The sequence below is a fragment of the Hymenobacter oligotrophus genome, assembly GCF_003574965.1.
In the GTDB taxonomy this organism is placed as follows: Bacteria; Bacteroidota; Bacteroidia; order Cytophagales; family Hymenobacteraceae; genus Solirubrum; species Solirubrum oligotrophum.
In genome coordinates this window covers 1,053,228-1,070,985 of sequence record NZ_CP032317.1, presented here as the reverse complement: position 1 = coordinate 1,070,985, position 17,758 = coordinate 1,053,228, and the positions used below count along the sequence as shown (strand labels likewise).

The following is a 17,758-nucleotide window of genomic DNA, read 5'->3' as shown; positions in this document are numbered from 1 at the left end:
TGTCTAGGTTGGTGTGAAGCATCGCACGAAGCCTAGGTAGGCGCCAAGCCCAAGCCATACATGAGCGTTAGTTCTTCCCAACGCCTAACCTTAGCGGCCCTGCTTGCGGCCGCAGCCGTGCCCGCCGCGGCCCAAACAGGCAAGCCGCGCACCGGGGGTAAAATCGAGGATGCGGAAATCGAAATTGTGAAGGAGCGGGAAAACCAGCTACCCGAAGCGGCCCGCAACTACGACAAGGTAGTGCTGCCCCCGGCTGCCACGCCTGACCGCACCGTTCGCTACACCTTCCCCGATTTTCGCCTGCCGAGCCAAAACCTGAACCCCTCGGTGCGGGTGCTCACCATCAAGCAGGAGGAGCTGCAGCCGCTGCAAGGCAACTACGCCCGCGTGGGCGTGGGCAACTACGCCTCGTTGCTGGGGCAAGCGCACTTTCATACCACCCGCAGCCAAGATCACGCCTTCGGGCTCGACTTGCGCCACTTGTCCTCGGCACGTGGGCCGGTTGATGGCAAAAACTCCGCCACCAGCCAAAGCCGCCTGAACCTGAACGGCGAGATGTACCGGGGTGCCACGACCCTAGGTGCCAAACTGAACCTAGGGCGCGACCGGGCCAACTTCTACGGCTACAATCCCGACATCGAGCGCAAGCCCGAAAAAGACAGCATCAAGCAGGTGTTTTACCGCGCCGATGCCCAACTGTTCTTGCGCAACCGCGACCGGGACGCCAAGTTTCAGTACGACCTGGCCGGTGGTTTCCGCTATTGGAAAGACAATTTCAAGGCCAAGGAGTCGGATTTGTACGCCCAACTGCGCACGGCTTACTACGTGACGGAGAAAGGCCGCGTGCGCATCGATGGCGACCTGTCGTTCATCTCGCAAAAGGACTCGCTGACCGTGAGCCGCCCGTTTGTGCAGCTAACGCCGGCGTTCGAGCAGAACATTGCGGGCCGCTTGGATGTATCGGTAGGGGCTACGCTGGGCTACACCGGCGACACCATCAACAATGCCAGCCAGGTTTCGGTGATGCCCGCCGTGCGCCTGGGCTATGCGGTAGTGGAGGACAAGTTTGTGCTGTTCGGCGGCTTGGGTGGCGGCCTGCAGCGCGTTACGCTCTACGACCTGACGCAGGAAAATGCCTGGCTGGGCCCCAACCAGCGCGTGGCCGATACCCGCCGCGGCCCGACGCTGTTTTTCGGCTTTAATGCCGCGCCGGCTCGTTCGCTGCAAACTTCGGTGAAGGTAACCTTGGCCAACGACCGTAACCTGTACTTCTACAACAACTCGCGCCGCGACTCCACCAAGTTCGACCTGGTGTACGACCCCAAGGCTACCCAGCTGGTAAACATCCACGGCGAGCTGATTTACAACGCCGCCGAACGCGTGCGGGTAGGTACCAAGCTCGACTACAACGGCTACAAAGTGAAGACGCTGGAAAAAGCGTATCACCGGCCGGCCTTCCAGGGCGTGTTCTTCGGTTCGTACAACGCCGCTGACAAGCTGATGTTGGGTGGCGAGTTGTACGTGCTGAGCTCGAGCTACGGCTCGGTGCTGCGTCGTACTGCCACAATCCCCGCAGAGTTCAACAACGTGGTGCGGCCCACCGACTCGGTAATCGACCTGAACCTGCGCGCCGATTACCGCTTTTCAGAAAATCTGTCTTTCTTTGTTTTGGGCAACAACCTACTAGGCCGCAAGTACGAGCGTTTCTTGAATTATCCAACCAAGGGCGTAAACATACTGGCAGGCCTAGGTTACCAGTTCTAATCAGCTGATAACAGCCACGTTGCCGAGCCGCCGGGCTGCCACCGAAGTGGGCAGAACGGCGGCTCGGGTGGCAAAAAGGGGATTGTCCGGCCCAGCTCTCTCAACTGCTTCGTACCGCTTAACCTCTACACTTTGCAGCTAACCGACCACATTCAGCACCTGCTTCGGGACCACGACTGTGTAATTATCCCCGATTTTGGCGGCCTGATTGCGGACTACGAGCCCGCCCGCCTGCACCCGGTACGCCATACGCTGGCGCCGCCGGCCAAACGCGTGGCCTTCAACCAATCGCTCACCCGCAACGACGGGTTGCTGGTTGATGCCATTAGCCGCCACTACGGCATTGGGGCTCCGCAAGCGCGCCAGCAAGTGCGCGAAGCCGTGGCCAACATGCAGCAGGAGCTAGATGAGCAGCAGCGTACGGAGCTGCCCGGCATTGGCGTATTTCGCCGCGCCCCCGGCCGCGGCCTCGATTTTGAATTCACGGGCCAGCAAAACCTGCTGGCCGCCAGCTTTGGCTTGCCCGAGCTAACCTCGCGCCCGGTGCGCGTAACCGACGCCGTGCTGGCCCGCGAGCGGAGCCGCCAAGCACCGGAGCCGGTGTTGGCGCCGGTGCGCCGCAGCCGCCTGCGCAAACTGGCCACGTCGGCCTTGTTTGCGGTGTCGCTGGGGTTGGTGATGACAGCTCAATACCAGATTGCGCTGCGCCTAGGTAACATCCCGGAAAACTGGAAGATAAGCTTCTTCAAAGGTGATGCCGAAGCCGCTCGGCCCATTCAGGCCGCTAACCTAGCTTCGCCGGCTTGGGCCGAAGCCGTAGTGCCCGACGGAGCCCCCGAAGCACAACCCGAAATTGCCAAGCCCGTAGAGGCAGCACCAGCACCCGTTGCCAAAGCAAAGCCTGCTGCAACGGTGGGCCCAAAGGCTGCGTCGGTAGCTACGGCAACGAAAGCTGCTGCCGAAAGCCGCCCGGCTGTAACTGGCAAACCCGTGCTGGTAAAGGGCGTTTCGAACCGCTGGTACGTAGTGAAAGCCACTTTCAACTCGTTCGCGGGTGCCGAAAAAGTGCAGAGCAACTACGCCAGCAAAGGCCACGTCGCCAAAATTCTGATGCCGCGTTGGGGGCATCGGGGCGTGGTAAATACTAAAAAGTACCGCGTTGCCGTTGCCGATTTCGCCGACAAAGCCACTGCTCAGCGAAACCTGCCGGCGCTGCGCAAGCAGTTCGGCAACGAAATTCAGGTTTACCCATATTAGCATGTTCGAACCCTTTCTGCTGCAGATAACCACCGCTGCGGCCGACTCCACCACCAACCCGGCCGCCACTGCTGCGGCCGCTCCAGCCGCTCAGCCCGATTCGCTCTCGGTAATCGACCTCATCTTTCAGGGGGCTGGATCATGGTTCCGATTCTGCTGCTGTTCTCGGTTTCGGTTTACATCATTCTGGAGCGTTACCTCACCATCCGGAAAGCCGCCGCGCTGCCCGAGGGGTTCATGAACCAGATCCGGAACCTAATGGTGAAGGGCGATTTGCAGGGCGCCAAAATGCTGACGGCCCAAACGGCCTCGCCGCTGGCCCGCATGATCGAGAAGGGCATCCGCCGCATTGGCCTGCCGCTGAAGGAGATTGAGACGAGCGTAGAGAACGTAGGCAAAGTAGAAATTGCCCGCCTCGAGAAGAACATCAGCATCCTGGGCATCATCGCGGGTATCGCGCCCATGCTGGGTTTCGTGGGTACCATCGTCGGCGTAATCAACATCTTCTACGCCATCAGCTCGACCGGCGACTTTGGCATTGCCCAAATTTCGGGCGGTTTGTACACCAAAATGGTAACCTCGGCCGCCGGTCTGATTGTGGGCATGGTGGCCCACGTAGGCTACCACTGGCTCAGCATCATGGTGGAGCGCCTGGTGTTCCGCATGGAGAACTCGGCCATTGAGTTCATGGACATTCTGCAGGACAACTAGCGCGATAGTGAATGAGTGGCCGAGCACGGTTGTTGCTAAGCCACTCATCTGCATTTCAAGCCTAACTAAACGTACCGATGGATTTAAGCCGCCGTCGTAAGCTTTCCTCACACGTCGAGACCAGCTCGATGAACGACATCATGTTCTTCTTGATGCTGTTCTTCCTGATCGTGTCGACGATGGTGAACCCCAACGTAATTAAGCTGATGCTGCCCAATGCCCGCTCGGGCAAGCAGGCCATGAAGCAGCCCATTACCGTATCGGTAGATGGCAACGGGCAGTACTTCATCGACCGCAAGCCGGTGTCGTCGCAAGAGTTGGAGCAGGAGCTGGCCACGCGCGTAAAAGGCCTCGAAACGCCCACCGCCGTGCTGCGCGTGGACAAGTCGCTGAACGTGCAGAAGCTGGTTGACATCCTGGAAATCGGAAACCGGCTTAAAATTCGGATGGTAATGGCTACGGCGGCCGAGCAAACAGGCGGCAAATAACCACTGCGGCTTGCCTGCACACTCCGTACAACCCTTGCCCCGGTGAGCTGAACCCCAGACGCACCGGGGCGCGTTGTTTACATTACCCGACGCAACATCACCTAGTAACTTCCAAAATTCACCGCCCATGGCCGCTGAATTTCGCCACGAGCACCGCCGCGAGGCCCTTATCGGCACCGTTGTGCTGAACGGCTTGCTGGCTTTGCTGTTTTTCCTGATCGTGTTCAAAAACCCGCCCGAGGACATTGTGCTGACGGGCGGCGGCGGAGTGGAGCTAAACTACGGCCTCGACGAAACCGGCTTTGGCGACAACCAGACTTCGGCCCCGGCCAACGAGTCGCCGAGCCGGGAAGATAGCCGCCCGCCCGCCCAGCAGCCCGACCCCGAGCCGCAGCAGGCCCGGCAGCCCGTAACGCCCACCGAGGACGCGCAGCCCGAGAAGGTGGTTACGAGCGAGGCCGAAGAAACCGACGTGAAGATTCCGCCGGTAGAGAAACCTTCGCCCAAGCCCCGCGAAGAGCCGGTAAAGGAACCCGAACCCGAAAAGCCTAAGGTAAATCCCAGGGCCGTGTTTACGCCCCGGGGCGCGGCGGCCAACACAGGCGGCAACGGCACCATGGGCACCAGCAACAACCCCGCCGGCAACAACAACGGCGACGACCCCGGCACGGTAGGCGACAAAGGCGACCCCCGCGGTACGTACAGCGGCAAAGCCTACAGCGGCGACCCCGGCGAAGGCGGCGGCAGCGGCGGCGGCTTCGGCAGCGGCAAGCTCAACATGCCCGGCTGGGCCTTCGACAACAAACCCAACGACCAGGACCCCTCCGACGAAGTAGGTTTCGTGACGCTCAAAATCAAGATCGATGAGAACGGCGACGTGGAGTCGGTAACGGTAACGGGCTCCAGCGTAACACCCCGCGTAGCCAACTTCTACCGCGACATGATTCAGAACAAAGCCACCTTCCGCCGCGTGGGCAGCGGCAATGGCGGCGCCACCGGTACCATTACCTACCGCATCGGCGGCAAGTAATTTTGGCTTCAGCAAGCGCCGCGGGTCGGATTTATCCGGCCCGCGGCGTTTTTTTGTGGCCCTACTTAGCCTGTACCATGACTTACGCCCAGACGCTCAATTACCTGTACGCACAACTGCCTATGTTCCAAAAGGTAGGATCGGCGGGGTTCAAGAAAGGCTTGGAAGGTGTTCAGCGGTTGGTGCAGGCCCTAGGTCATCCGGAGCGCGGCTTCCGAAGTGTGCACGTGGCCGGCACCAACGGCAAGGGGAGCAGCTCGCACCTGTTGGCGGCCATCTTGCAAAGTGCCGGTTACCGCACCGGCTTGTACACCTCGCCGCACCTGCGCGAGTTTACCGAGCGTATCCGCATTGATGGGCAAGAACTGACGCCCGACTACTTGGTGAGCTGGGTAAAGCAATGGCGCGGGCTGTTTGAGCAGGAGAAGCCGTCGTTTTTTGAGATGTGCGTGGCCTTGTGCTACGACTACTTTGCGGCCGAGCGGGTAGACATTGCCGTGATAGAAGTAGGCCTGGGCGGACGGCTCGATTCGACGAACATCATTACGCCGCTGGTCTCGCTGATCACCAACATCAGCTACGACCACCAGGCCATACTGGGCGACACCCTGCCGCAGATAGCCTCGGAAAAGGCGGGCATCATCAAGCCCGGTGTGCCAGCCGTTGTCAGCCAGACGCAGCCCGAAGTGGCCGAGGTATTCGGCCAAAAAGCGCAGCCCCTAGGTGCGCCGCTAAGCTTTGCCGACCAGCACTACCGCGCGGAGCTGCTCCGCGACGACCCCGCCGCCGCGGCCCAGCACGTGCGCGTGTGGCGCGATGAAGCAGTATGGTTTGAGGAGGCAGAACTAGGCCTGGTGGGCGACTACCAGCGCCTGAACTTGCCGGGCGTGTTGGCCGTGGTAGAGGAGCTGCGCCGGCAGGGGTTTACGATAACAGATGAACACATACTGGCTGGCCTGCGCAACGTGCGCCGCCTTACCGGCTTGCGCGGGCGGTGGCAGGTAATTGGCCAGGCGCCCATTACCGTGTGCGATACCGGCCACAACGAGGCCGGCATCCGGATGGTGGTGCAACAGCTGGGGCGTTTGGAGTACCAGCGCCTGCACGTGGTGCTGGGCATGGTGAATGATAAAGACCTAGGCAAGGTGTTGCGCCTGCTGCCAACCGAGGCTACGTATTACTTTTGCGCCGCCAACATACCCAGGGCGCTGCCGGCCGAAGAACTGGCGAAGCAAGCCGGCGAAGCAGGGCTGCAAGGCACGGTTTGCGGCTCGGTGGCGGCGGCGCTGGCCACAGCCCGCCAGCAAGCCTCGGCCGATGATGCCATCTTTGTGGGCGGCAGCACCTTTGTGGTGGCCGAAGTGCCCGACTTGTACGCCCCCGAGGCCTAAAACCACCTAGGGCACCCAACGCGGCAGCTTGCCGCCCGCATTCAAATTTTCAACCGCACAGATTTCCCTTCATGGGTCGAGTAAAACTGAAGCGCTTTGCCGACAATGCGCAGCGCGCCGACATTGTAGAACCCGGCAAAGACACCTTCGCCAACCTAGGCGGCCGCTGGCAATCGGAGTTCTTCCGCAACAACCACCCGATTACCCTGGAGATGGGTTGCGGCAAAGGCGAGTACACCGTAGGCCTGGCGGCGCGCTACCCCGAGCGCAATTTCCTAGGTCTGGACATCAAAGGCGAGCGAATGCACCGCGGCAGCATACTAGCCGAGGAGCAAGGCCTCACCAACGTGGGCTTTTTGCGTACCCGCGCCGAAACCTTGCTGGAGCACTTTGGCTCCGGCGAGCTGGATGAAATCTGGATTACCTTCCCCGATCCGCGCCCGCGCCTCGGCGACACCAAGCGCCGCCTCACGGCGCCGCGCTTTCAGGAGCTGTACCGCCAAATTCTGCGCCCGGGCGGCTTGGTGCACCTGAAAACCGATTCGGACCTGCTGTTCGAGTACACCCTCGAGCTACTGCAGGAGCGCAACGCGCCCAACCTGGTGTTCACCCGCGACCTGTACCAAACCACGGGCCTGCTGCCGCATACCTACGATATCCAGACCACCTACGAGCGGAAGTACCGCGAGCTGGGCGTGCCCATCAAGTACCTGCACTTTTCCTTCGAATAACCCAACGCTTGTCAGCATGAGTCAGCAGCCGACCATCGTTACGCTTCCGTTGTTTGCCAAGCTCGATGAGCAGCTGCTGGCGTTGCTGCGCAGTTTGTCGGCCGAGGAGTGGGAGCGGCAAACGCTGGCTCCGCGCTGGCGCGTGATGGACGTGGCCCTGCACCTGCTCGACGGCAACCTGCGTACGCTCTCAATGCTGCGCGATGGGTACTTTGGCGTACAGCCCACCGGCGACCTAGGCAGCTACCAAGGCTTAGTGAGCTTCCTGAACCAGCTGAACGCCGATTGGATAACGGCTACCCGCCGCCTAAGCCCCGCGGTGGTAATGCAGTTGCTGGAGCAATCGGGGCAGGAGTATGTGGCTTTCCTGGAAACCCTCGACCCGTGGGCGCCGGCGGCTTTCTCGGTGGGTTGGGCGGGCGAGAGTGAGTCGCTGAACTGGTTTCATGTGGCGCGCGAGTACACCGAAAAGTGGCACCACCAGCAGCAAATCAGGCAGGCAGTGGGCCGGGGCGAAACCGGCTTGCTGCAACCCGAGCTGTACGAGCCGTACTTGCAAACCTCGCTGCGGGCCTTGCCGCACCACTACCGCAACGTGGAGGCGCCCGAGGGTACGCAGCTGCGCGTGGTAATCACTACCCCAGCGCGCACCTACCAATGGGCGCTGCGCCGCGGGCCCGAAAACTGGACCCTGGAAGCCGAGGCAACTGGCCAGCCCGAGGCCACCGTGCACATCGACGGGTTTGTTGCCTGGCGCTTGCTGAGCAAAGAGCTGGATGCGCCAACGGCCGCGCAGTACGTGCGGGCCGAAGGGGCCGCCTGGTTGGCCGAGCCAATGCTAAGCCTCACGGCCGTTATGGCCTAGCGCCACGCCTAAGCGCTACTCCACTTCCAGTTCCTCGAACACGGCTTCCATTTCGCTGAAGTCGCGCAGGCCGGGTTTAATTTCGTCGCCGCCTTCGAGCACCAGACCTTGCGGCTGCACTTTCTCCACGAACTCGCGCACGCTGCCGTTGGCAAAGCCCGGCGCCAGCCAAATAGTGTAGCTGCGGGCCTGCTCGGTAAGGTGGGCCAGCTGAAACTCGGTGAGGGGCTGCGGTGGCAAGTCGGCCAACACAAAACCGGTGGTGTGCTGACCTAAGGAGCGGAAGCGGTTATCCACGTCTTCGGGCAGCATGTCCGGAATCCAGTTTACCAGCACCAACGCCGGAACCGAAAGCGCCGCCATTTCTTCGGGGCGGCGCTGCTTGTGCAGCAGCACGCTCTGCAAACCGCACTCCTGCGCCAAGGTGTTGATTTCCTCTATTGGCAAGGTATCGAACTCGCCCACCAACTGCACCCCGGCCACCCAACTGCTCAGCTCCTTTACCAGCGCGGGCGTAACGGCGCCCGGCAAAGTCGGATCGAGACGGAACGTGATGTAATCGGCGCCCATGCCGGCGCAGTAGCGCGCGTCGGACAGGTTGTTTATACCACGAACGATGACAGAGGTGAGCAGTGACACAGCAGGAGAGTAACAGGTGACAGGTAACACGTGACAGGTGGTGGGTGACACGTGCTAGGTAACAAACGACCGGTGATGGGGCCGGTAGCACAACCACACGTGTCACGTGTTTCGTGTCACCCATCACCCAAAACCAAACAAAGGTAGGAAACCGCGAGCGGCGAAGCTGTGTTACCTTTGTCGCTTCGGCCGCGAACTTTGACCTCGCGGGCGCTACTCTATGACTCCAGATACCACCCCGACGCCGTCGAAAGGCCGCGTCCTCGTCGCGATGAGCGGCGGCATCGATTCGTCCGTGGCAGCCGTGATGCTGCACGAGCAAGGCTACGAAGTGGTCGGCATGACCATGAAGACCTGGGACTACGCCACGGCCGGCGGCTCCAAAAAAGAAACCGGCTGCTGCTCGCTCGACTCCATCAACGACGCCCGCAACGTGGCCGTGCAGCTGGGCTTCCCGCACTTCATCATCGACATCCGCAACGAGTTCGGCGACCATGTAATCGACGACTTCGTGGGCGAATACTTGGCCGGCCGCACGCCCAACCCTTGCGTGCTGTGCAACACCCACATTAAGTGGGATGCTTTGCTGCGCCGCGCCGATCAGCTCGGGTGCCAGTACATTGCCACCGGCCACTACGCCAACGTGCGCCACGAAAACGGCCGCTACGTAATCAGCAAAGGCCTCGACGAAAGCAAAGACCAATCCTACGCGCTGTGGGGCGTATCGCAAGAGAGCTTGGCCCGCACCATATTCCCGCTGGGCAAGCTGCGTAAGTCGGAAATCCGCCAAATGGCCGCCGACCGCGGCTTTATGGAGCTGGTAAATAAGTCGGAGAGCTACGAAATCTGCTTTATCCCCGACAACGACTACCGCGGCTTCCTGAAGCGCCGCGTGGAGGGCCTGGAGGAGCGCGTGCGCGGCGGCAAGTTTGTGCTGACCGACGGCACCGTGGTAGGCACGCACGAGGGTTACCCGTTCTACACGATCGGCCAGCGCAAAGGTTTGGGCGTTACGCTGGGCTACCCGGCCTACGTGGTCGAAATTCGCCCCGAAACAAACGAAGTAGTACTCGGCAACCACGACGAGCTGGCCCGCACCGCTACGGTAGTTGGCCGCCTGAACATGGGCAAATTTGCCTCGCTCGAAGGGCAAGGTTTGGTACTGGCTTTCACGAAAGTGCGGTACAACCACGCGGGCGCCCCGGCCTTTTTGGAAGAGAAGGAGGGAAAGATGTACGTTTACTTTCCGGAGCCCGTGCACGCCATTGCGCCCGGCCAAGCCGCTGTGTTCTACGACGGTCAGGACGTGCTGGGCGGTGGCTGGATTGAGCGTAGCCCGGCCGCGTTGGCCGCGCCCATTCCGCTGCCGTAGTAGGAGCCAAGGCTACCGTTTAACTGCCGTTATCAATGATGCTGCGTCGAGTTTATGCTGCTGCTGCGCTGGCCCTGGGGTTGGCCCTGGCAGGCTGCGACAATACCACCGAGGCCCCAACCGACCTAGGCAAGGACTACTACCCGCTGGCGGTGGGCACCACCCGCATTTATCAGGTAGAAGACCGCGTGTGGCGCAACAACCAAATAAGCAGCAGCCGCACTTCGCAAGTGCGCGAGCAAATAACCGAAACCTACCGCGACGCCGCCGGCAAACTTACCTATAAGCTGTTGCGCTCGGTGCGGCCCAACGCCACCGCCGAGTGGCAGCCCGACAGCGTGCATACCCTAACGGTAAACGACCGCAACCTGCTGCTCACGCGCAGCAACGTGCGCACCGTGGAGCTGATCTTCCCGGTTCGGGCCGGCGCCGAGTGGAACAAGCAGGCGTTCGTTGCGCCCAACGATCCGCAGGCAACCATCGACGACCTCAACCGCCGCTACGAGGAAGTGGGCATGCCCTTGAGCATTGGCGGCCGCAGCTACGAAACCACGGTGAGCACCTTCGACGAAGGCGACGACCCGTTGTTTAAGATTTACCGGCACACTGTGCGCCAGGTATATGCCAAGGGCATCGGCCCGGTGTACCGCGAACGAATCAAGTACGACTACTGCCAGGGCACAAGCGGTACCTGCTCCATCGGTACCGATTACATCGAGCAAGGCTGGGACCACAAGGAAACCTTGCTGCCCTAGCAGCGCACAGCCAGCCACAACCCGCGCAAGCCCGCTTACCCGACTTGGGTAAGCGGGCTTGCTTTTGGCCCTAGGTGAAGCAACTCATCCATCGGCAAGGAACCTAGGCTCTGGCCTGGCGTGTATTAGCTGGGCACGCTGCCGGAGTGGAGGCATATGTTCTATTCTGTATCTTGTCAGGGTTTCGATTTTTCACGCACATGCGCACCTCCATTTTGTGGGTCGTGCTCGGAATGGCCGCCGGAACGGTAGCCTACGCCGCCGCACCGCCACAACGCCCTACTGCCACCGTTCGCCGGCACCTTATTTATTTCAAAGACAAAGCGGGCACGCCGTTTACGGTAAGCCAACCGCGCGATTTTTTGTCGGAGCGGGCCCTGCAGCGCCGGCAGCGGCAAGGCATTGCTGTGCAACCGCGCGATTTGCCGGTGTCGCCGGGCTACACCGCGCAGCTTAAAAGCACCGCGGGCGTGCGCGTGCTCTATACCTCGCGGTGGTTCAATGCTGCCGTGGTGGAGTGCGACTCCGCGGCCCTAGGTCGGGTGCAGGGCCTGCCGTTTGTGCGGGCAGCCAACACGCTCAACCGCACCGCCACGGCTACGCCCGCGCCGCCCGCCGCACCAGCCCCGGCCACCGCAGCCCGCACCACGGCCGAGCGCGACCCCAGCTACGGCCTGGGTTTCTGGCAGGCCGATATGCTCGGGGCCGTAACCATGCACAAGGCGGGCTACCGCGCCGAGGGCATGCACATTGCCGTGTTCGATGCCGGCTTCCCCGGCGTCGATCGGATGGGCATATTCGAATCGATGCGCAACGAAGGCCGCTTGCTGAGCACCTTCGACTTTGTCGACCGCGATAAGACGGTATTTGAGAAAAGCACCCACGGCACGCTGTGCCTCTCAACCATGGCCGGCAACCAACCCGGCAAGTTTATCGGTACGGCGCCCAAGGCCAGCTACCACCTCATGATAACCGAGGATACGCGCTCGGAGCAACACATTGAGGAAGTGAACTGGCTGCTGGCCGCCGAGTACGCCGATTCGGTGGGCGTCGACATCATCAGCTCTTCGCTTGGCTACAACACCTTCGATGCCCCCTCGCGCGACTACTCATACCAGGACATGAACGGCCGCACCGCCATTGCCAGCCGCGCCGCTACCATGGCGGCCCGCACGGGCATACTGGTGGTAAACTCGGCCGGCAACGACGGGGCCAACAGCTGGCGCTACATCGGGGCGCCGGCCGATGCCGACTCAGTGCTAACCGTTGGCGCTGTCGACTCCTTGCGGCAACAGGCCGTTTTCAGCTCCTTGGGCCCTACGGCCGATGGGCGCATCAAGCCCAACGTGTCGGCGCAGGGGGTAGGCTCGGTAATTGTGAACGTGGGCGACGTAGTGCAGCGCGGCAACGGCACCTCTTACGCGTGCCCCATTACGGCAGGCATGGCGGCTGGTTTCTGGCAAGCCAACCCCACGCTTTCGGCGCAGCAAGTAATTGAGTGGCTGCAGCGCAGCGCCACCCAGGCCAACCGCCCCGACAACCTGCAAGGCTACGGCATACCGAGCTTTACGCGGGCTTACAATTTGCTGAACCCAAACAATCCGTTGTCGGCCAAAGCCGGCCCCAACCCGGGCGGCGAGATGAGCATTTTCCCGAACCCGGCGGGGCGCGAGCTGGCTTTGCAACTGCCCGAGGCATTCCGGCGCAAGGCGCTGCGCGTGCGCGTAACCGATGCCAAAGGCGCATTGGTGAAAGAGCTGCTGCTGCCGCCCCCAATGGGCGAACGAGTGCCGCTGCGCCTGGGTAGCCTGAAGCCCGGGCAGTACAACTGCACGGTGTACGCGGGCAGCGACACGCCGCCCCGCTCGGTGCGCTTTGTGCAGCAGTAGCCGCTGCCGGCAGGCAATTGGCACCAAGCCCGGCGCGCGGCCCGCGCGCCGGGCTTGTGTTTTTACCTAGGGCCAGCCGAACGCCAAACGCGGGCGCCGGCAGCCGCAACCTATTCAGGGCTTTGCTAACTTCGTGGCATGAGTACACCTCGCCGAATTGCTCCCTTGCTGGCGCCCTCGCTGTTGGCCGCCGATTTTGCCAATCTGCAAGCCGAAACCGAGCGCCTCGCCGGCAGCGCCGCCGACTGGCTGCACTGCGACATCATGGACGGCCGGTTTGTGCCGAATATCTCGTTCGGCATTCCGGTGCTCGAGGCCATCAAGCGCCACGCCCAGCAGCCGCTCGATGTGCACCTCATGATTGAAGATCCGCAGAACTACCTCGAGGCGTTTCGCAATGCCGGCGCCGAGGTGATTACGGTGCACTACGAAGCGTGCCCGCACCTGCACCGCGTCATTCAGCAAATCAAAAAGCTGGGATGCCGCGCGGGCGTTGCCCTGAACCCGCACACGCCGGCTTGGGTGCTGCAGGATATCGCGGCCGAGCTGGACTTGGTATGCGTGATGTCGGTGAACCCGGGTTTTGGCGGGCAGAGCTTTATTCCGCACACCTTGCAAAAAGTAGCCGAGCTAAAAGAGCTGCTGACCGATTGCGGTTCCGAAGCCCTGATTGAAGTGGATGGCGGCGTAAACCAACAAAACGCCGTACCGCTGGTGGAAGCTGGCGCCGATGTGCTGGTGGCCGGTTCGTTTGTCTTCAACTCGCCCGACCCGGTGGCCACGCTGGCCGATTTGCGGGCGCAGCTAACCGCAGCCGTTACGGCCAATAATTAATGGGCGCAAGTCGTCGTCGTCGAAAGCGCGTGTGGCCGGTAGTGGTGGTGCGGGGTTTGTTGTGCTTGCCAGCTGCGGCTGCGGTATCGGTTACGGCGGGTTTTGCGCAGCAGCAGCCGGCTGCACGCATCGAGCTGAGAGGCACCGTGACCGAGGCCAACGGCCAGCCACTGGAGCAAGTAGCCATTGCCGTTGAAGGCCAGGCCGCCGGGGCCAACACCAACGCATCCGGCGAGTTTCGATTAACGGCAACGCGCCCTGCCAACGGCCGGCCGCTGGTGCTGGTATTGCGCCGCCTAGGGTACACCACGCTGCGCCGCACCATTCAGCCGCAAGAGCTAACCGACGGCCGGGCTGCGCTGCGCCTCACGCTGCAAAGCAGTGCCCGCACCATTGATAACGTAACGGTGCGCGGCCAACGCGGCGAAGACACGCGCGAGCAAATCAGCCTTACGCAACTCGATCCGCGGGCCATCAAAGAAGTGCCCTCGGCGTTCGGCGACTTCAACAAAGTGCTGACGACGCTGCCGGGCGTAGTGGCCAACAACGAGCTAACGAGCACGTACTCGGTGCGCGGCGGCAACTACGACGAAAACCTGGTTTACGTCAACGGTATCGAGATTTATCGGCCGTTTTTGGTAACGGCCGCGCAGCAAGAGGGCCTGAGCTTTGTGAACCCCGATTTGGTGGAGCGGGTCGATTTTACATCGGGCGGGTGGCAGCCGCGCTTCGGCGACAAGCTGTCGTCGGTGCTCAACATCGAGTACAAGCAGCCGCAACGCAATGCCGCATCGGTAACGGGCAGTTTGGTAGGCGGGGCAGCCCACGTCGAGTCGGTTTCGAAGTCGGGGCGGGTAAGCTACTTGGCTGGGGCGCGCTACAAAAACGCCCAGTACGTGCTGCGTTCGTTGCGCAGCGCCCAGGGCGCCTACGACCCAACCTTCCTAGACGGGCAAGTGTACGTGCGGGCGGGCCTAGGTCCGCAGGGCGATATGCAGCGCACCAGCTTGGGGCTGCTGGCCTCGGCCGCGCGCAACAACTTTCGGTTTGCGCCTCAAAGCGGCCAGGTTACATTCAGCACCGGCACCAACGAGTTTCAGCGCTTGTTTATCGGGTACGCCGGCTACGAGCGCATGCAGTACGATACGTACCAAGGCGGCCTGAACCTGACGCACCACTTTACGCCCAAGCTCAGCGGCGAGCTGATTGCCGGCGGACTGCTCACGCGCGAATGGGAGTTTCGGGATGTGGAAGCCGCGTACCGTTTGGCCGATATCGACCGCGACCCTAGCTCGCGCACCTTCAACCAAGCCGTGCGCCAACGCGACATCGGCTCGCGCTTCGACCACTCGCGCAACCGCCTCAACGCCTGGATTGCCAGCCTCGAGGCGCGCGCAACGTACCAGCCCACGGAGCGGCACACGCTGCGCTTCGGCCTGAAGGGCGGGCGCGAAAACATCGACGACCGCCTCGACGAGTACACCTTTGTGGATTCGGCCGACTTTGTGCCGGTGCAACGTTTTACCCGCCTGCGCACCGATTTGAACCTGGAGTCGGCGCGGGTGCAGGGCTACGGGCAGCACACCTGGCGGCTCGATTCGCTGCGTACGCTCACCTACGGCGTGCGCCTGCATTATTGGTCCGTCAACAACCAGCTTGCGGTAAGCCCCCGGGTGCAGTATTCGGCCATCAGCCGCCGCAACCCGCGGTTGTCGTACAAAGCGGCTGCGGGCTTGTACTACCAGCCGCCGTTTTACCGCGAGTTGCGCAACCAGGTGGGCGTGCTCAACCGCGACCTGAAGGCCCAACGCTCCGTGCATTTCATCGCAGGGAGCGAATACCGCCTAAAAGCCGCCGGCCGGCCGTTTCAGCTAACCACCGAAGCGTACTTCAAGTACCTCACCGACGTCGTACCGTACGATGTCGACAACGTGCGCCTGCGTTACTTCGGCCAAAACCTGGCTACGGCCTACGCGGCTGGCTTCGATGCGCGCTTCAGCGGCGAGTTTGTGCGCGGGGCCGAGTCGTGGTTTAGCCTGGGGGTGCTGACTACCCGCGAAAACCTGCGTGGCGACGTCATCACGCAGTACGACTCCCTAGGTAACGTAATCGGCCAGAAGGAAAAGGGCTACATCCGGCGGCCCAGCGACCAGCGCCTGAACCTGGGCATCTTTTTCCAGGACCACCTGCCCGACAACCCCTCGGTGCGCGGCTACGTGAACGTGGTGTTTGGTACCGGTTTGCCGTTCAGCCCGCCCGGGTTGCCCGAGCTGCGCGGCACCAGCAAGCTTACCCGCAGCTACAAGCGCGTCGACCTTGGCTTTTCCAAAGTGCTCAGTTTGCGCACCGACCAGCAGCGCCGCTTCTACGAGCCCGAAAGCATCTGGATGGGGCTGGAAGTGCTGAACGTGCTGGCCGCCAACAACGTGGCCGGCTACAGCTACATTCAGGACCTGAACGGCACCACTTACGGCGTGCCGAACTACCTGTCGCAGCGCGTTATCAACCTGCGGGTTATTGCTCGGTTTTAAGTGCTCGTCATAAGTTAAGCTTATGCCGGAAAGTACGTCATGCCCATCTGGCGTCCGCGAAGCCGAAGCATCTCTGCCGCTTCGTTGAAATGCTATCGGACGAAGCGGCAGAGATGCTTCGGCTTTGCTCAGCATGACGCCCAAATGCAAAAAGTTGTTTTCGACTGACTACTTAACCCAAAGGCCGCGGCCGGTACCCACAAAAAAGGCCGCTGCTGCGGCCTTTTTCGTGCGGAACACCTTGGGTGCTAGTAGGCTTTCGACTGCCATTCGGTTAGCGCCAGGCGCATGTTGGGCAATTGGTGCTTAAACGATTCATCGTCTTTGTCGCCCATTTTAATGGCGCGGCGGGCAATTTCAACGGCCGTGAGGTAGTCTTCTTTCTGCGCCATGAGGCGAGCCTTCAGCCAATTGTTGGTGTAGCTGTCGTTGAGCTCGATGGCGCGGTTGATGTAGCGCAGGGCCAGTTCGGCTTCCATGCGGTTCTGGATAAGGTAATCGGCGGCTTGGGCCAGCAGTTGCGGATCGTTGGGGCGCTCCGTGAGGGCCGCCTGCATGGCGTTGAGCACCTTGGCGTGCACGTTGGTGCGGATGGTAACGGAAATGGTTTTTTGCTCCCACGAAAGGTTGAGCTTGGCCGAGTTGGGCCGCACGTCGGAAAACCAGTACACCAGCGTTTCGTGCATGGTGCTTTGCTCGGGCATTACCGGCACGCGCACTTGGTCTTCTTTGGCGTCGTAGCCCTCGGCGCCCCAGTGGGTGGTTACCTTGTTCAGGATAAACTGCCAGTCGTGCTCGGCCGAGGGCAGCACAAACAGCGAGTACTTGCCGGCCGGCACGGTTTGGTTGCCGATGCGCACCGAATCGGTAAAGGAGATGATGGTGTTTTCGTTGGCCCCGGCGCGCCACACCTGGTCGTAGGGCACCAGCTGCCCCCAAATGGCGCGGTTGCGCACGGCGGGGGTGTGGTAATCGACGGCTATTTCGGTGAGGCCTACGGTTTGGCTGACGAAAGCATGCGGGCTGGCCTGCGGCAGGGTAAACTGCTGCGCCTGGGCAACCGATATACACAACACAAACGCCAGAAAAAAACACAATACGCGCGACATAAGCTGATGCAGGTGGTAGGGTAGCAACGTTCGGGGCGGGATTTCTAGTGCCAAGATACGACATGCCGAAAGCCGCAGGGTTTAAAACCACATCATCATGTGGCCGTTAAATTCGGGCGGGTGCCAAAAAAACTGCACTTGCGAAAATCGTTCCGCTGTTTACCTTTGCGCAACTCATCCCTGCCGCATGCCCCTCGCTGCTTTGTTGCGCCCCTCTATGTTGCCGGTTGCCCCGCGTTGGGCTGCCGCACACGGGCATGCTGGCCATCATCACCACCATTCCTCCACGGGAGAGGAATAACTTACGTATAAGCGTTCGGCTACGGTCCGAACCTACGTCGCCCCAGCCGGTTTGGTCAGTGCACAACCCACCTAGGGTTTGTTGCTTTCCG

General features: G+C 61.6%; 15 protein-coding genes. 13 read left to right on the top strand and 2 right to left on the bottom strand.

Features of this window, described 5'->3' with window-relative positions; all coding sequences use genetic code 11:
* Positions 1-60 precede the first annotated feature (60 nt).
* The 8 genes from D3Y59_RS04505 to D3Y59_RS04470 all read left to right on the top strand — a co-directional run bounded on the left by D3Y59_RS04505 (position 61) and on the right by D3Y59_RS04470 (position 8,237).
* Positions 61-1,764, top strand: coding sequence for a TonB-dependent receptor (locus D3Y59_RS04505; RefSeq protein ID WP_162910540.1), 1,704 nt, complete (start codon positions 61-63; stop codon positions 1,762-1,764).
* Positions 1,765-1,896: 132 nt separating this feature from the next.
* On the top strand, positions 1,897-3,021 hold the full coding sequence (locus D3Y59_RS04500; RefSeq protein WP_119443968.1) for an HU domain-containing protein: 1,125 nt from the start codon (positions 1,897-1,899) through the stop codon (positions 3,019-3,021).
* Between the two features lie 141 nt (positions 3,022-3,162).
* On the top strand, positions 3,163-3,732 hold the full coding sequence (locus D3Y59_RS04495; protein ID WP_205590871.1) for a MotA/TolQ/ExbB proton channel family protein: 570 nt from the start codon (positions 3,163-3,165) through the stop codon (positions 3,730-3,732).
* A gap of 77 nt (positions 3,733-3,809) precedes the next feature.
* Positions 3,810-4,220: an ExbD/TolR family protein gene (locus D3Y59_RS04490; RefSeq protein ID WP_119443967.1), complete on the top strand. Its 411-nt coding sequence runs from the start codon at positions 3,810-3,812 to the stop codon at positions 4,218-4,220.
* A gap of 127 nt (positions 4,221-4,347) precedes the next feature.
* Entirely contained in the window at positions 4,348-5,250 is a 903-nt protein-coding gene (locus D3Y59_RS04485; protein WP_119443966.1) for an energy transducer TonB, read from the top strand.
* Between the two features lie 77 nt (positions 5,251-5,327).
* Positions 5,328-6,641 (top strand): bifunctional folylpolyglutamate synthase/dihydrofolate synthase, encoded by a 1,314-nt coding sequence (locus tag D3Y59_RS04480; RefSeq protein WP_119443965.1) that lies wholly within the window; start codon positions 5,328-5,330, stop codon positions 6,639-6,641.
* Positions 6,642-6,712: 71 nt separating this feature from the next.
* A complete protein-coding gene (gene trmB / locus D3Y59_RS04475; protein WP_119443964.1) occupies positions 6,713-7,372 on the top strand; it encodes a tRNA (guanosine(46)-N7)-methyltransferase TrmB in 660 nt (219 codons plus the stop codon).
* Between the two features lie 16 nt (positions 7,373-7,388).
* Positions 7,389-8,237 carry a maleylpyruvate isomerase N-terminal domain-containing protein gene (locus D3Y59_RS04470; RefSeq protein WP_119443963.1) on the top strand — a complete coding sequence of 283 codons (849 nt, stop codon included), beginning with the start codon at positions 7,389-7,391 and terminating at the stop codon, positions 8,235-8,237.
* 15 nt (positions 8,238-8,252) lie between these two features.
* On the opposite strand, the gene trpF is transcribed toward D3Y59_RS04470, so the two are convergent.
* Positions 8,253-8,876, bottom strand: coding sequence for a phosphoribosylanthranilate isomerase (trpF, locus tag D3Y59_RS04465; protein ID WP_162910539.1), 624 nt, complete (start codon positions 8,874-8,876; stop codon positions 8,253-8,255).
* 220 nt (positions 8,877-9,096) lie between these two features.
* Here trpF and mnmA point away from each other — a divergent pair, with 220 nt between their 5' ends.
* The 5 genes from mnmA (at position 9,097) to D3Y59_RS04440 (ending at position 16,257) form a co-directional block, all read left to right on the top strand.
* Positions 9,097-10,248 (top strand): tRNA 2-thiouridine(34) synthase MnmA, encoded by a 1,152-nt coding sequence (gene mnmA / locus D3Y59_RS04460; protein ID WP_119443961.1) that lies wholly within the window; start codon positions 9,097-9,099, stop codon positions 10,246-10,248.
* Positions 10,249-10,283: 35 nt separating this feature from the next.
* Positions 10,284-11,003, top strand: a complete 720-nt coding sequence (locus D3Y59_RS04455) for a hypothetical protein (protein WP_119443960.1) — start codon at positions 10,284-10,286, stop codon at positions 11,001-11,003.
* A gap of 200 nt (positions 11,004-11,203) precedes the next feature.
* Positions 11,204-12,892, top strand: a complete 1,689-nt coding sequence (locus D3Y59_RS04450; protein ID WP_119443959.1) for a S8 family peptidase — start codon at positions 11,204-11,206, stop codon at positions 12,890-12,892.
* A 138-nt stretch (positions 12,893-13,030) separates the two neighbouring features.
* On the top strand, positions 13,031-13,726 hold the full coding sequence (gene rpe, locus D3Y59_RS04445) for a ribulose-phosphate 3-epimerase (protein ID WP_240410532.1): 696 nt from the start codon (positions 13,031-13,033) through the stop codon (positions 13,724-13,726).
* Complete coding sequence (locus D3Y59_RS04440; RefSeq protein WP_119443958.1) at positions 13,726-16,257, top strand: TonB-dependent receptor; 2,532 nt, start codon at positions 13,726-13,728, stop codon at positions 16,255-16,257. Before rpe ends, D3Y59_RS04440 begins: the two co-directional genes overlap by 1 nt.
* A 248-nt stretch (positions 16,258-16,505) precedes the next feature.
* On the opposite strand, the gene D3Y59_RS04435 is transcribed toward D3Y59_RS04440, so the two are convergent.
* Positions 16,506-17,366: a DUF2911 domain-containing protein gene (locus D3Y59_RS04435; RefSeq protein ID WP_119443957.1), complete on the bottom strand. Its 861-nt coding sequence runs from the start codon at positions 17,364-17,366 to the stop codon at positions 16,506-16,508.
* Positions 17,367-17,758 lie beyond the last annotated feature (392 nt).

Coding starts and splice junctions, on each gene's coding strand:
- D3Y59_RS04505 (WP_162910540.1), top strand. CDS start 61: ATGAGCGTTAGTTCTTCCCAACGCCTAACCTTAGCGGCCCTGCTTGCG.
- D3Y59_RS04495 (WP_205590871.1), top strand. CDS start 3,163: ATGGTTCCGATTCTGCTGCTGTTCTCGGTTTCGGTTTACATCATTCTG.
- D3Y59_RS04490 (WP_119443967.1), top strand. CDS start 3,810: ATGGATTTAAGCCGCCGTCGTAAGCTTTCCTCACACGTCGAGACCAGC.
- D3Y59_RS04485 (WP_119443966.1), top strand. CDS start 4,348: ATGGCCGCTGAATTTCGCCACGAGCACCGCCGCGAGGCCCTTATCGGC.
- D3Y59_RS04480 (WP_119443965.1), top strand. CDS start 5,328: ATGACTTACGCCCAGACGCTCAATTACCTGTACGCACAACTGCCTATG.
- trmB (WP_119443964.1), top strand. CDS start 6,713: ATGGGTCGAGTAAAACTGAAGCGCTTTGCCGACAATGCGCAGCGCGCC.
- D3Y59_RS04470 (WP_119443963.1), top strand. CDS start 7,389: ATGAGTCAGCAGCCGACCATCGTTACGCTTCCGTTGTTTGCCAAGCTC.
- mnmA (WP_119443961.1), top strand. CDS start 9,097: ATGACTCCAGATACCACCCCGACGCCGTCGAAAGGCCGCGTCCTCGTC.
- D3Y59_RS04455 (WP_119443960.1), top strand. CDS start 10,284: ATGATGCTGCGTCGAGTTTATGCTGCTGCTGCGCTGGCCCTGGGGTTG.
- D3Y59_RS04450 (WP_119443959.1), top strand. CDS start 11,204: ATGCGCACCTCCATTTTGTGGGTCGTGCTCGGAATGGCCGCCGGAACG.
- rpe (WP_240410532.1), top strand. CDS start 13,031: ATGAGTACACCTCGCCGAATTGCTCCCTTGCTGGCGCCCTCGCTGTTG.
- D3Y59_RS04440 (WP_119443958.1), top strand. CDS start 13,726: ATGGGCGCAAGTCGTCGTCGTCGAAAGCGCGTGTGGCCGGTAGTGGTG.
- D3Y59_RS04435 (WP_119443957.1), bottom strand. CDS start 17,366: ATGTCGCGCGTATTGTGTTTTTTTCTGGCGTTTGTGTTGTGTATATCG.